This window comes from Moorena sp. SIO3E8, from assembly GCF_010692445.1.
Lineage (GTDB): Bacteria > Cyanobacteriota > Cyanobacteriia > Cyanobacteriales > Coleofasciculaceae > Moorena > Moorena bouillonii.
The window spans coordinates 1-14,054 of sequence record NZ_JAAHHM010000088.1; the positions used below are offsets into that span (position 1 = coordinate 1).

The 14,054-nt window shown below is 44.0% G+C and carries 10 protein-coding genes; 4 read left to right on the forward strand and 6 right to left on the reverse strand.

Going from position 1 to position 14,054, the window contains the following annotated elements; all coding sequences use genetic code 11:
* Window positions 1-402 precede the first annotated feature (402 nt).
* Window positions 403-1,215: a 5'/3'-nucleotidase SurE gene (gene surE / locus F6K46_RS27365; RefSeq protein WP_293063086.1), complete on the reverse strand. Its 813-nt coding sequence runs from the start codon at window positions 1,213-1,215 to the stop codon at window positions 403-405.
* A gap of 171 nt (window positions 1,216-1,386) precedes the next feature.
* Between surE and pheS the strand changes: the two genes are divergently transcribed.
* Window positions 1,387-2,388, forward strand: a complete 1,002-nt coding sequence (pheS, locus tag F6K46_RS27370) for a phenylalanine--tRNA ligase subunit alpha (RefSeq protein WP_330359460.1) — start codon at window positions 1,387-1,389, stop codon at window positions 2,386-2,388.
* A gap of 74 nt (window positions 2,389-2,462) precedes the next feature.
* On the opposite strand, the gene F6K46_RS27375 is transcribed toward pheS, so the two are convergent.
* The 3 genes from F6K46_RS27375 to F6K46_RS27385 all read right to left on the reverse strand — a co-directional run bounded on the left by F6K46_RS27375 (window position 2,463) and on the right by F6K46_RS27385 (window position 5,374).
* Window positions 2,463-2,678 carry a hypothetical protein gene (locus F6K46_RS27375; RefSeq protein WP_075903518.1) on the reverse strand — a complete coding sequence of 72 codons (216 nt, stop codon included), beginning with the start codon at window positions 2,676-2,678 and terminating at the stop codon, window positions 2,463-2,465.
* 88 nt (window positions 2,679-2,766) lie between these two features.
* Window positions 2,767-3,513: a 2-phosphosulfolactate phosphatase family protein gene (locus F6K46_RS27380; protein ID WP_075906517.1), complete on the reverse strand. Its 747-nt coding sequence runs from the start codon at window positions 3,511-3,513 to the stop codon at window positions 2,767-2,769.
* A gap of 151 nt (window positions 3,514-3,664) precedes the next feature.
* Entirely contained in the window at window positions 3,665-5,374 is a 1,710-nt protein-coding gene (locus F6K46_RS27385; protein ID WP_366510774.1) for a glycoside hydrolase, read from the reverse strand.
* A gap of 625 nt (window positions 5,375-5,999) precedes the next feature.
* Here F6K46_RS27385 and F6K46_RS27395 point away from each other — a divergent pair.
* Window positions 6,000-6,230 carry a NifU family protein gene (locus F6K46_RS27395; RefSeq protein ID WP_324611096.1) on the forward strand — a complete coding sequence of 77 codons (231 nt, stop codon included), beginning with the start codon at window positions 6,000-6,002 and terminating at the stop codon, window positions 6,228-6,230.
* Between the two features lie 364 nt (window positions 6,231-6,594).
* Here F6K46_RS27395 and F6K46_RS27400 read toward each other — a convergent pair whose 3' ends face one another.
* Window positions 6,595-8,331: an EAL domain-containing response regulator gene (locus F6K46_RS27400; protein ID WP_293063087.1), complete on the reverse strand. Its 1,737-nt coding sequence runs from the start codon at window positions 8,329-8,331 to the stop codon at window positions 6,595-6,597.
* 1,642 nt (window positions 8,332-9,973) lie between these two features.
* Between F6K46_RS27400 and F6K46_RS27405 the strand changes: the two genes are divergently transcribed.
* Window positions 9,974-12,523: a hypothetical protein gene (locus tag F6K46_RS27405; RefSeq protein WP_075903510.1), complete on the forward strand. Its 2,550-nt coding sequence runs from the start codon at window positions 9,974-9,976 to the stop codon at window positions 12,521-12,523.
* Window positions 12,524-12,780: 257 nt separating this feature from the next.
* Here the strand turns inward: F6K46_RS27405 and F6K46_RS27410 are convergent, their stop codons facing one another.
* Entirely contained in the window at window positions 12,781-12,984 is a 204-nt protein-coding gene (locus F6K46_RS27410; RefSeq protein WP_143727822.1) for a hypothetical protein, read from the reverse strand.
* A 204-nt stretch (window positions 12,985-13,188) separates the two neighbouring features.
* On the opposite strand from F6K46_RS27410, the gene F6K46_RS27415 reads away from it, so the two are divergent.
* A complete protein-coding gene (locus tag F6K46_RS27415; RefSeq protein ID WP_293063095.1) occupies window positions 13,189-13,752 on the forward strand; it encodes a hypothetical protein in 564 nt (187 codons plus the stop codon).
* The last annotated feature ends 302 nt before the right edge of the window (window positions 13,753-14,054 follow it).

Here is a 14,054-nt window from a genome sequence, read left to right on the forward strand (position 1 = left end):
GTCAGGCATAGCACAAGTTGTGAAGAGTACAATAGGGTAAGCTGAGCATCGAGTAGGTAAGCAGTTCATCCTTCTATTTTACCATTATCAGCAGCTGCTCAAGTATTTCTGCCGCGCTGCACTAGTTGGTTTCACCTTTTTCTTTCTTAAGCTATTGCCAACAGGTCTTACAATTACGAAGTATCTCATCAATGCCTGCTTCAATGGTTATAGAAATCCGCTGACTAAAGTTGTCGCAGCATGGGTGCTTTTTACCTTATTTTTGAGGATTAAACGGTCAATTGTATTTCTGTATAAAAGCAGGAAATATCCTCATTTTTAAAGATAAATTCAGGTAAATTTTGCCAAACTTTATCCTTCATCCTTTATTTTCCCTCCTTGATGAAACCCTACAAGGAAAGCCTACGGCGAACATCCTTCATCCTGACCCAGTTTCAACTGCTTCAAGTGATACACCCTAGCGGTATCAGTGAGGTTATATTGTAAAGGGGTGATGGTAATGTAGTTGTTGCGAATTGCCTGAACATCAGTAGGGATATCTTGAGGTAAGTGAATATGATCGGGTTGTTCCACATCCTCAATAACTTCACCAGCTAACCAGTAATAGATTTTACCTCGGGGATCAACTCGTTTCTCAAAATTCTCGATATAACGACGAATCCCTTGACGGGTAATGGCAATACCAGCTATTTCTGAGAGCTTAACAGCTGGCACGTTCACATTGAGTAATGTTGTTTTTGCTAAAGGTTGCTCTGACAGCTGATTTAGGAGAGTTTTCGAAAATGAAGCCGCTACTTGAAACTCCTTTGAGGTGTAGGTGGCTAGACTGAAGGCAATGCTGGGAATCCCTCCGATTACCCCTTCCATAGCGGCTGAAACAGTGCCAGAGTAGAGGACATCAGTACCCAGGTTAGAGCCGTGGTTAATCCCAGAAAGCACTAAATCTGGTGCGCTATCCATTAATGCCCACAAAGCCAGCTTTACACAGTCTGAAGGGGTTCCAGAACAAGACCAAGCAGTAACCTTGGGATGGAAGATGTTATCTATAACTTCAGCACGGATGGGCTCATGAAGGGTCAAACCGTGACCAGTTGCTGAGCGCTCTCGGTCAGGACATACTACGGTAACATTGTGCCCCGCTTCAGCGAGGGTGTTGGCAAGGGTACGTACACCAAGGGCGAAGATACCATCATCGTTGCTGATCAGCAATTTCATAGGATATGAGGCTACAGCTAAAGATAAAAGTCGCTGTTCGATTCTAATCTGAAATTGATATATTCTAAGACCATCTACCCCACTCACCTGACCATTTTTTCAGTAAAATGAAACAGTCCTGCATAAATGACAGGGGTTTCCGGTTCTTCTCTTAATAACCTAAAATTACTGATGACAAGCCTCAACGAGATTGAGACCCAACTAGCTACACTCAAAGAAGAAGCAACCATTGCGATCGCTTCTGCTGATACCTTGGAAAACTTGGAACAGTTGCGCATTAATTACCTAGGCAAGAAAGGGCAACTGTCTCAGATATTGCGGGGAATGGGTAAGTTAGCACCAGCAGACCGACCTCAGATTGGTGCGATCGCAAATGTTGTCAAAGAAACCCTCCAGCAGAACCTAGAGCAGAGGCGGCAAGAGCTGAAAGCATCTGAAATTCAGGCAAAATTGCGTTCAGAAACCCTGGATGTGACTATGCCAGGGGTATATCGTCCCCAAGGTCGAATTCACCCCCTCAATAGCACCATTGATCGGGCATTAGATATTTTTGTTGGTTTAGGCTACACCATTGCTACTGGCCCAGAGATGGAGACAGATTACTATAACTTTGAGTCCCTGAATACTCCCCCTGACCATCCGGCTCGGGATATGCAAGATACATTCTACTTGCCGGATGGTAATTTGCTGCGTACCCATACCTCTTCGGTACAGATTCGCTACATGGAAAACCATGAGCCACCGATTCGGATTGTGGCACCTGGTCGAGTTTATCGACGGGATACGGTAGATGCTACCCACTCGGCAGTGTTCCATCAGATAGAACTTTTGGCAGTGGATGAAGGGATAACCTTTACCGACCTCAAAGGTACCCTTAAGGAATTTTTGGAGGCAATGTTTGGGGAAGAGTTAGAAGTGCGTTTCCGTGCCAGTTATTTTCCTTTCACTGAACCTTCAGCAGAGGTGGATGTGCAGTGGAAAGGGAAATGGTTAGAAGTGATGGGTTGCGGTATGGTTGACCCCAATGTACTCAAGGCTGTAGGCTATGATCCTGAAATTTCTACAGGTTTCGCTGCTGGTTTTGGAGTAGAACGTTTTGCCATGGTTCTGCATCAGATTGATGATATTCGTCGCTTGTATAACAGTGATTTGCGCTTTTTGAAGCAGTTTTAGTTTTGATTAGCCTTACTGATAGATTCGACGAAACTATGATTAATCAAAAAAAACAATTACAAAGTAAACCAGAATCATCCAAAGGATAAGTTGACTATATAGCGTTGCTTATCCTTTTGATATCGCCATGAAACTGATTCTGGGTCTTTATCCTGACTCCACTGGTAAAAATCAGGTTTATCTCTTAATTCTTGGAGTGTTGCTGGTGCTACTCCTAATCGTTTAGCTAAGTCTTCTTCACTTAGTCCTTGAAGAAATTCGCTAAGTGAATTAAATTCTGGTGAGTTCATTCCAACACATTAGAGGTTAGCTGAAAAATCCAAAATAATTGCCTAGGCAAACTCAAAAGGAAAAAAGCTGTCGTTAGCTGCGTGCCTGTTACCTGTTAACTGGGTTTTTAACCAAAACCCCTGGTTCTTTCTGAATCGGTAAAGCGTCTAATACATCAGTTTGAGCGCAATACTTTAAATCTTCATGACCATTAAGCCGCAGCAGGCGTTTTCCGTGACTAGCGTAATAGAACATCTCTAATAATTTATCTTGCCACTGGGAGTAAAGTGCGATCGCACCAATTACTTCATCATTACCAGCCATGTCATCCACTGAGTCTCCGGTTTCTTCCATAAGTCTTTGAGTAATCGCCCCAGCACAAACGGTGTCTTCTAGGGAGTAGGCTCCTTCCCAACCTGACCCCACTAGCCAAATAGTATCTGGTTTGTGGGTCAGCAAATACTCCACTGCTGCGACACGATTCACTAAGGCAGCAGCTAGGACTACTGGGGAATTTTGGACACGCTGTAAAGCACGGGTACCGTTGGTGGTACTGATGAATAGTCGCCTTCCATCTACTCGCTCAGGTGTGCAAATTAAGGGCGAGTTACCCATATCACAGCCCTCTACCATTTTACCACCCCTTTCCCCAGCTCGTAGCCGTTTGTCAGTGGGCCATTGTTCGCTGATTTGCATTAACTTGTCGATATCACTGAACACTTGCACCGCTTCAGCACCAGCATTTAAAGCTGTAGCCATGGTAGTCGTGGCTCGCAGGACGTCAATTGCGATCGCACAGTCTGGTAAGGTGTCTTTCGGAGTTTCTTCCGGGGTGTGGTAGATAGATAGCTTCACGGCTTGGATATAGTTGGTTTCTGGACTGCTGAAATTTTCCTTGACATAACTAGCCTGATTAATCTTGCCGATTAAACCAGCCAGCCTAATGGCAGCCCAATTTATCGGGCACGACAGCCACAAATAATAGTATATTAGTTAGCCGGTTCAATCAAGGTACCTGAAGAGATACTAAGGGGTGTTTGAGATTAGGTGGCATTGGCTCATTCAGTGCTCGGTAAATCCCCGACAAATGTTCCCGGAACAGCTGGTCAAAGACGGCATCTTGGTTGGACGAATGACCCTCACCAAACCACCAAAACCAGTCAGAACCTTCTGCTGCATACAAAGCTTCCCAAACTTCTGGATTATTTTCTTCCGTGGCTTCTGGATGCTTGGCTAAGGTTTGTCGTGCTGCACTTAGTAAGTCCCAAGCTTGATTCTTGACTGGGTCACCAATCCAAGTGGTGAAGCTACCATCTATCCAGGAACCACTATGTAGTTTACTGATCGGAATAGTTTCTGTAGGGGAAAATGGTTCGATAAACTCAGAAACCGTTACGAGTTTGATATGAGGATGATCACTCAGACTTTGATAGAGGCATTGGAGGAAGGGTAAACCATCTTCGGAATAGTTTTCCCAGCAATTCTCCCCATCTAAAGCAATCGTGACTAGCCAAGGCTGTTCTAAACCGCTGCAAGCCTCAGATTGCTGGGGTTTCGAGGTGTCAGGGTTACACTCTGCGATCGCAAGGGAAGCGCGAATCCCGTCTAAATGTCCCAGGAAATCAGCCGTTGCCTTAGTCGGTGACATTGACCCATAGGTAAAGCCAATCAAATCTGATAAGTGGTGGTCTCGAAACACAATTGCTAGGTCTTTGTGATCTGTTTCTAGACGATAAGGGCGGTAAAGTAACTCTGGTTCGGTAACATTCCCCCTCTTATCCCGATGGAAACGGTGGTTGATACTGCAAGCCAATACTAATTCATCAGAGCAGATCCAATTAAACCCAGCTTCGGCAATGTAAGGTAAAATTTCAGGACTGACTGACTGTTCGGAAGGCCATAGCCCACGTGGAGCTCGTCCAAATTTTTCTGTATACATCTGCCAAGCCTTCTGGAGGTGTCGGGGAATATCCTCCTCCCACTGAAATCGCTGTTGGGGTAGACTCATCTCAGGAACAGCCACACGACCAGAATTCGTATCCACTAACAACGGTAGAATAGGGTGAGTATAGGGACTTGTAGTTATTTCCAATTGACCAGCATCTTGCATTTTCCGGTGCTGGGGGATGATGCGGCTGAGGATTTCTCGTTGCTTGGAGTAAATGCGCTGTCGGTCTGACAAAGTGAAGTTTCGCCCCTGCTCTAACCATCTAGCAATATCGGGATCATCCCAAAACAACGGATCAATCCACGCTAGGTTATGCCATGCTAGTAGATCGCTGTAATCCTCTAATGTCCAATTGTTTAGGCACCACTCTTTCCCTTGATCTTGGCGGCTCTCATACAGTTCCCGATAGCGGGGATGGGGGTCAATCAGGGTGTAGTGATTGGCATCAAAGAAATGTTCGATAATAAATTGCTTCTGGTGTTGAGTCAGTTGTTCAGTGGAGGTTAGCGCTAGGGTCAGATAAGGATCGAAAGCAGTACCATCAATGTAATCTTCTAGTTGCAAAATTAGAGTTGGTACTAGATTCACCGTTTGATGCAACTTAGGGTAGCTCTCTAGGAGCAGCACCAAATCTAGGTAATCTTTCGTGCCATGTAGGCGTACCCAAGGTAGATGATATTGGCCTGATGCCACCGAGGCACCCTTGTGGGATTTATAAATCGGTTGGTGCTGATGCCAGATAAAGGCAACGTATAGAGGATGAGACATGGTGCGATCGCTATCCTAAACCTTAACCATGATATCGATCATCAGTCATCAGTCCTTAGTCATTAGTCATTTCTCACAGAAAGCTAGCATTAACATAGTTATCATGAAATTACCAACGTGATGCGATTAGCACCCGTGATTTATCCGGGGTATATAAGCGTGCTTGACGAATAAATTCGTCAATGGATATTTTTTTCTTCTGTTGTCGGCAATACCTGTCTTGATGCTGTTGCAAATGGGGGAAACCCCCTGATTAAGGGGCTGGATCGCTCTTTATAGCACTTTGCTATATAATAGGAAGTCAGACAACTAACTGGCCTGACTATAAGTAGACAACGTAAAAACGTGTTAAAAGAATGATACGTGCGTAAACCAGTCTAACCTACTGGTCGTCTATGAAACGATTAAGGTCGATATTGTATTGTAGTTCATTGTCTCCCATCTCCTTCTAAAAAAGGTACGGTGGGGCACACCGGAACCTGGATCACAGATCTGAACGCTGGGGGAGATTTGGCCTCTACTGTGGTTGGTGAAAACCAGTCATGGCAAGCCGGATCGTTGAGCCAAGAATCCCCGTTTCGCGGGGAGTGTCAAAATTTAGTTGAGGTTTATTATGTCAGAAACAATGGCACTGACTCCAGAAAATGTTGAAACAGTCCTGGATGAGATGCGTCCTTACCTGATCGCTGACGGTGGGAATGTGGAGCTAGTTGAGTTAGATGGTCCGACTGTTAAATTAAGACTCCAGGGAGCCTGCGGGTCTTGCCCTAGCTCTACCATGACCCTGAGAATGGGGATTGAGCGCCGCTTAAGGGAATTTATCCCTGAAATCGCTGAAGTGGAGCAAGTAATCTAAGCGGAATACTCAGTTAATTACTGCGGAGTGCTGAGTTTTTAGGCGATTATACTTGCTCTGATCTCGATGGGAAACAGTAGGGGCACGCTCAGATGGTGTCCCTACAAAATATCTGTCTTTCAAACCATTGCTAACCGCTATAACATTTCCATTGTATTTGTTAACATAATCCCTGATGTAAAGGCTTACATCGAAAAGGAAAAAGGCAAGATCTAATAAAGTAGATAGGGAAGTATATAGGGATTTTGGGTAATTTCAAATCACTGTAATTATTTTTAACAATTAATTTTAAAATCCTATAGGAGGTATTACTAATTGCTAATCAATTTAAGAAATTAACAAACTAATAAATTAAACTAATAAATTATCCCAGAGAAGAGAGTGAAAGCCTTTTACCAGTACTAAGCAATTCTGTGAAGGTTGGAGCCGATAATGGAGGACTGAAGCAATAACCCTGAATTTCATCACACTTATGACCACACAGGAAAGCCAGTTGGCTAGCTGTCTCGACCCCTTCCGCCACCACCTTCAACTTGAGACTGTGAGCCATTTGCAAAATCGCAGTCGTAATGGCTTCGTTTTTGACATCCTCTGTAAGTTGGCAAACGAAAGAACGGTCAATTTTTAACACATCAAAGGGAAATAGTCTCAGATAGCTCAGAGAAGAGTAACCGGTTCCAAAATCATCAATGGAGATCTGAATACCAAAGGACTTTAACCGTTTTAAGGTAGCGATCGCATGGTCTGGATTCTCCATCAGGGTACTTTCGGTTAATTCCAATTGCAAATATCTCGCTTCAAGTTCGGTTTCTTCAAGAATTGCTACGATGGAGTCACTGAGATTGGGTTGATTAAACTGATGTCCCGATAAATTTACAGCGATTTGTACTGGGGACAAGCCTTGAGTTTGCCAGAGTTTGGCTTGGGTACAGGCTTTTCGGAGTACCCACTCTCCTAGAGGCACAATCAAACCAGTTTTCTCGGCTAGGGGAATGAATTTAGTTGGAGAGATTGCTCCCAATTCTGGATGATACCAACGGATTAAGGCTTCTGCCCCCTCGATTTCTCCAGTGCTGAGATTTACTTTGGGCTGATAGTAAACTTGAAGTTCATCCTTTTGCAATGCTTGGCGCAATTGTAATTCTAGCCATAGGGCTTGTTGGGATTTGTCACCAATCGAAGCAATATAAAATTCGTAAGCCTTCTGTCCTTTTTGTCCAGCATTTTCTCTGGCTCGGTTGGCATGGGTGATCAGGGTATTTAGATCAAGAGCATCCCTACCAAAGCAGGCAATCCCGATTCTAGGGGTCAGGACAATCTCATATTCTCCTATAGTAAAGGGTAAGGATAAAGCATCGATCAGTGTTTCCGCCATCAGCCCTATCTCTGTCTGGTTAATTGTAGTAGCTAGCAATATCACAAATTGATCTATCCCTAAGTTAGCCACTGTATCCAAAGGTCCAACCCTACCAAGAAGTCGTTTGGCCACTGCCTGAAGTAACAAATCACCACTAACAGGGCCTAGGATATTGTTGATCTGATTAAGTTGGTCAAAACTTAAAGACAGCACTGGCAGACGACGATAACGTCCCTGTCGTTGTATCAGTAGTTGATTAAATCGCTCTTCTAGCAAGAGTCGGTTCGGTAAGTTAGTAACCTGGTCATAACGGAGTAGATAGTCCAGTTGAGCTTGCACTTTTTTCAGTTCAAGATGATGGCACTTGGTTTGATAAAGTCGTTTTTGTAGTCGAGTCGCGATCGCATCTAGCAATTCCTCGCGCTTAACAGGCTTGATCAGATAATCATCAGCCCCTAACCTCATCCCCATACGCCAATCTGACCAGTCAGCTTTGGAGCTGAGGAAAATAAAGGGAATCGCAGCAGTGATGGGATGTTGCTGCAGAGTCTTTAAAACACCATAACCATCTAGCTGAGGTATGATTATATCACAAATAATTAAATCTGGCTGCTCCTCTTGAGCAAGCTTGACCCCACTGCTACCGTTGTCACTACTAATCGTTTCGAACCCTTCTGCTCTGAGCAGGGTGAGGAGGTTCTTCCGAATTATTGGCTCGTCTTCAATTACTAGAATCTTATTCATACTGGTTTGGACTTAAATCAGGTGTAGTGGACATAAAAGGTGACCTTGAACAGGGTTTTGCGAAGGAACAGCGTAAAGATAGAACGAGGTATTTCAAGACTGCAAGGGATCGCCCACAGTCGGAGCACAGTAAGAACACCAGGTTTCGTTGGTGTAGCTGCGTTTCGGTACGGGTGTCGGTTACTAACTCAGTAGTATTGGCAGTATGTTACCTAGACTTGGTATCAGTAATGAGGTAAGCAGATACTTCATGATTGTTTTCTGTTGGTAGTTATTTGGAGCTATTAACTGAGTATATTGGTATCTTAATTTACTAGAAAATTTTCTTTATTGAAATAAAAAAACATGCTTATCTTTGATAACTAAGGGCTAATATAGGGGCGGATTTGTATAAGAATTAACAATTATAATGATGTTCACAAAAACTTCACATTCATTAAGTTTTTTTATTAAAAACTACTTAATGAATAACTATCCCTAGCATGGCGTTTATTCGACCTTTAAAAAAAAAGTCAACCTTATCACTAGCTTGTGTCAATAAACATTTGCATACAATGCGTTAAAGCACGTGTAAGTATTTGAAAGTATTTTAATTAAATTCGATTATGATTAATTAGCGATTAATCAGCCGTCAAGATTTATGAGCTATCCATCCGGTAGTTTGATCAAAACTTATGGGATAATTGGACTATAATTCAGCATAATTTTGCTGAATTTGGTAGATAAATACTATGATAATCATTCACAGGGCACATTTAAATTGATAGCTTTTCATGTAGAGGCTGATTAATAGGCATTAGCACTAAGCAGGGATCCACCCTGATTGCCCCGCAACCAAGCTCGAAGCGCGGTTAACCGTTAACCCTCAGTCAAGCCTCAACATCACCCTGTAACTTTTGCTGTGCCAATTAGATGGTTAACAACTTACTAAGCTTACTAAGCGGGTTTATAAACGATTTGTAAACACCCAGAAGGCCAAAAGTTATTGTAGTGCTGGTCTATTGTCCGTCTGATCGTTCACAACCTATTTATTTTGGCTATATAATTCTTGAATTTTAAGTAATTTTTATTCCAATAACTCATAGAGTTAATCATTATAATTTTCCTCACACCTAAACCACGATATTAGTTATTAATTAATCTATTGTTACCGAAGTGGTGGATTAGCGCATCAACCGTATGACTAAATAAGTATGGGCATAATCACTTAATTTAGCTTAGATACGTTATAGTTAGTTTACTTACGCCCTTCGATATAGCTAACATCACCCACCTTGACCCTGAAGTCATACCTATAAGTCATACCTATCTGCTGCTGTAACCCCCTTTGATTAGCTAGTTATAGCAATGACTCCAGTACTATAACCTGCTATTAGAAAAAAAAAGCAACTAAAGGAAATATTTAGTACTTATGGCTGATAGTTTACGACCTATTACGTATTTTTACATATGCACTTCAGGATGACTACTCTAGAAAATCCGTTAAATCTCGAATGCCGAAAGCAGTTTAGGTGAGTTTTCCTAGATATTGAAGGCTAGCCTAGCTTACAAACAAGCTACTAGCTAACAACCAGGGTCAGTATCATCCTAGACCCAGGGACTATTTATATATCTTTGTGTTCTCAATTAGGGAAAATCCTCCATGGCTCAACGAAAGTCAATCAAGCTTCGTCGTAGATACTTACGACCATTAGTCAGTGCTTCCCTCATTCTCGGTAGTTTGTTTCAGCTAGCAGTACCTGTATTTGCGGATGGAACTGATGCTGGTGTACAGATTATTAACCAGTCGGAAGCTACCTATGAAGACCCCAACAATCCAGGGGTTACCATCGACGCGACCTCAAACACTGTGATCGTTGAGGTCGCTGAAGTGGCTGGTTTGCTGGTTCAACCTGATGGTGTTAATGACGTCAACCTAGGTAGTATTGCTACTGGTGATACCTTGCAATTTGACTTCGTGATTACCAACATTGGTAACGAAGACACCAATATTGCGATTCCTGGTCTTGATAACATCGCCATCACTGGTTTAGATCCCGATCCTGCTGCTCCTACTCCTATTACAGTGACAGCTGACTTGGATGGGAATGGCGATTTCGAGACAACTATTCCAGCAGCTGGTTTTACCACAACCACTCCCATTGCTGCTGATGGCAGCATTAAGGTACGGGTTGAAGGTACGGTTATTGTAGATGAAGCAGGGGCTCCGATTAATGTCCAGTTAGGTGATACCGGACCTAACGACAATAGTCCTGCTACTGATAACCAGCCGGATGCTGATGATGGTTCCAATCCTAATGAAGTTACTACCGTAGATGCTGATCCTACCGAAGCTCCGGTCAATGGTGAGCGTGAAGGTTCGGCGTTCCAAGAGGTCTTACTCTCTACAGAGATTAAGGAACTAGCCACCATCACTGTTCTCAAGCGAATCATAGGTCCGAATAATATTGATCTAGTTGATAACGGTGACGATCCTAATAGTGCTAGCGATGATAAAATTACTTATCGCTTAGACTTCCGGGTTGAGTCATCTAACCCAGCGATTAATTTCCAAGCTGCGGATCTCGAAGGAACTACTATTACCGTTGATGGTGCGCCAGTTCAGCGGGTTTTGGTTTCTGATGTCATTCCCGAAGGTACAGTATTTGATACTGACCCTGCAAAAGCGCCTACTGCCCCAGCAGGCTGGACAGTGGTCTACTCTGATGACGATCCAGCGGTAACTGGTCGTGACGCCCTGAGCGTAGACTGGTCTGCTACCCCCCCAGCTGATGTTAAGCGCATTGGTTTTATTGCTGACGGTCCTATTACTGCAGGAACCTCCACTGAAGCTGATGCCAATGGCTTCAGCTTTGGTGTGATCACCAGTGGGTTACCGGTTGCTGGTGGTGAAGTCGCTAACATTGCTCAGGCATTTGGTGAAACTGTCGGTGACCCAACGGATGAAGTGGTCTACGATGAATCCGGTGACCAAAATCCCAACAACTACAATGATGATGGTACACCACCGGATGAGACTGGTACCGACTTCAACCCAGCTACAGACCTTGGTATTGCCAATCCCAGTGCTGATGGTGTTGATGAAGACAATGACAACACAGGTGAAGGACCTAAGGGTGAAGACACTGTAGTTACCATTACTGCAGACATTGAGACTACCAGTCAAATCCTCAATGGTCCAGAGAATCGACCCAACGCCATTGGTCCAACCAATGACAATGATGACTTCACTAACCAGTCCACAACTATTCCAGCTGGAACAGCTCAGGGTATCGACATTGACCCAGGTGCGGTGACCTTCGACAATACCGTTGAGAACCCCAATGCTACTAATTTAGATAACGTAACCTTGTTGCCAATTGCGCCTTCAGTCGGTAATGCGGCGACTAATGACCCTCAAGTTAATCCTCAATTCACCACTCCAGTAGACTTTGGACCAGATAACCAGATTCCTGATAACACTACGGTCACGATCAGGTACGAGCCAGAGACAGGTCCAATTCTTGAGGCGACTTACACCTACACTGAAGCTGGTGGTTTTACCCTCACTGGTGGTACAACAGTTAATGTTGGTACTCTCACACCAGGTCAGCAATTGGATTACGAGGTAATTGTTGACTTACCTGAGACAGCTCAAGTTCAGGGTTACGGGATTCCGATTGTTGCCTTTGTGGACAACACCACGGACGGAAACTTTGATGTCACTGAAGACACCGTCTTCAACATTACTGTTGACCGTCCCTACACTGGTTATATGCAGATGGTGCAAGAAGCTCGGATTCTGGATACTGATGGTGTAACAGTGATTCAGGACTTCTCCGGCGGAGATCCCACAGGTGATCAGGAAGGTACCCTCGCGGAACGGGCTAAGCCTGGTCAGTTTATCGAGTACCGAATTACCTACACCAATATCTCTGAACCACTAGTGGGTGCTGGTAACGTAGTTTTGGATGCTGAGAACTTCACCATTACTGAGGATGGTACTGCAGCTCCTAACAACTGGGTTACTGTCACCACTCACGAGCAAGGAACTGACCCATCTCAGGGTACTGTGGAGTACTTCAATAATACCTTATCCTTTGGAAATACTGACCCAGCTAGCGGTGAGGAAGTGACTAGGTACGTCAATGAAGTTGGTACTGTTGCTCCTGGCGACAATGGATCCTTTGTCTTCCGTCGTAAGGTGGACTAATCTTTAATGCTCTGAAGTAGTAAGTATAGCGCTACGCTTAGCGTCAGAAGTCAGAAGTCAGAAGTCAGAAGTTGACTCTAACAAGGTTTTAGGGTGCGTAGTGGCGTGGCACACCTAAAAATGTTTGTTGGGTTGAGCGGTAGGGAAACCCAACAATGCGTTACTGGTGTTGGGTTTCATTCTTCAACCCAACCTACGCTTATTGCACCATTTTAGATGTGTCAGTCCAGTAGGGTGCGTTAGGGGCGGGCTTGCTATCATGTTAACACCGAGCGCCAGTGTTGGAACAGCCCGCCCCGTAACGCACCACCCAAGGGTGAGTCCTGATTTTCTCGGTCCCCAGGGGACAGCCCGCCCGAGGAAGGAAACGGGCAAGATGCCCGTTCCACGTCTGATGCCCGTTCCATGCCTGATGCCCGTTCCACGCCTGATGCCCGTTCCACGCCTGATGCCCGTTCCACCCACCGGATCAAACAGCAAAAGTGAGATACACCGGTGTAACTCCTGGTTGTTGACCACGTTTTGAGTCAACCTTAGGTGAGCCACTAATCAAGTCATTTCAGCCTACCCTGCGGGAACGCTATCCGGCGAACAGCCTTCCTACTTCAGCCTTAAAGCTTCAGCGTTCTATAAAATTGTTGTAATTATCAAGAGGTTTATTGCAAATGAAACGTTCATCAATTCTCGGTCTGGGTGCGATCGCATTAATTGTTGCTGTCCCTTTTGTAGGTAAGACTCCTGTATTAGCTGGTTTACAGGAAGCTGGGGAAGTGATTGTCCAAAACATCATGCGCCCCAAAGTGCAGTTGAAATTAGTGGCTAAGAAGAAGATAGTAGAAGTTGATACTGAAGGTAAAGAAAATATTACTTGGCAAGCCCTAGAGAACAAAGCCATTGTCAAACCAGGAGATACCCTTCGTTACACTGTCAAAGGTGAAAATGCTGGGGAAGTGGAAGCTGACAATCTGATGGTTACCCAACCCATTCCCCGTGCTACCATGTATATCCTTGATTCCGCTAGCAACAGCAATGGAGCAACGATAACTTACAGCATTGATAATGGAGAGACTTTTATAGAACAACCTACTATTGAAGTCACCCTTGAAGATGGCACAGTAGAAACTAAACCTGCCCCTGCTTCAGCTTACACTCACGTTCGCTTTGAGTTTCCAGAATCCCTCGATCCCAAAGCAGTTTTAGAAGCATCTTATGATGTCACTGTTCGCTAGTAATTAACAATTAGCGATTAGTGATTAGTCATTAGCAATTAGTCATTTGTAAATACAAATAAACTATTATTAATTACAAGTGACTTATAAAGTAAGACTCATAAATTATGACTGTAAGCATTCAGCTGTCAGTCGTCAGCCCTCAGCCATTCCCGTAGCGTGACGCATAAGCTGTTCGCGTAGCGTGGCCAAAGGCCTTTAGCACCTCAAGTAGCGTGCGCGTAGCGCTATAGCTGAATCCTTACTTATGACTAATGACTAATCACTTAAGATGATACTTATGTTATTTATTTTTATAACGT

Excerpts from the sequence above, each read along its gene's own strand:
- surE (WP_293063086.1), bottom strand. The coding sequence starts at position 1,215 with ATGAAATTGCTGATCAGCAACGATGATGGTATCTTCGCCCTTGGTGTA.
- pheS (WP_330359460.1), top strand. The coding sequence starts at position 1,387 with ATGACAAGCCTCAACGAGATTGAGACCCAACTAGCTACACTCAAAGAA.
- F6K46_RS27375 (WP_075903518.1), bottom strand. The coding sequence starts at position 2,678 with ATGAACTCACCAGAATTTAATTCACTTAGCGAATTTCTTCAAGGACTA.
- F6K46_RS27385 (WP_366510774.1), bottom strand. The coding sequence starts at position 5,374 with ATGTCTCATCCTCTATACGTTGCCTTTATCTGGCATCAGCACCAACCG.
- F6K46_RS27395 (WP_324611096.1), top strand. The coding sequence starts at position 6,000 with ATGGCACTGACTCCAGAAAATGTTGAAACAGTCCTGGATGAGATGCGT.
- F6K46_RS27400 (WP_293063087.1), bottom strand. The coding sequence starts at position 8,331 with ATGAATAAGATTCTAGTAATTGAAGACGAGCCAATAATTCGGAAGAAC.
- F6K46_RS27405 (WP_075903510.1), top strand. The coding sequence starts at position 9,974 with ATGGCTCAACGAAAGTCAATCAAGCTTCGTCGTAGATACTTACGACCA.
- F6K46_RS27415 (WP_293063095.1), top strand. The coding sequence starts at position 13,189 with ATGAAACGTTCATCAATTCTCGGTCTGGGTGCGATCGCATTAATTGTT.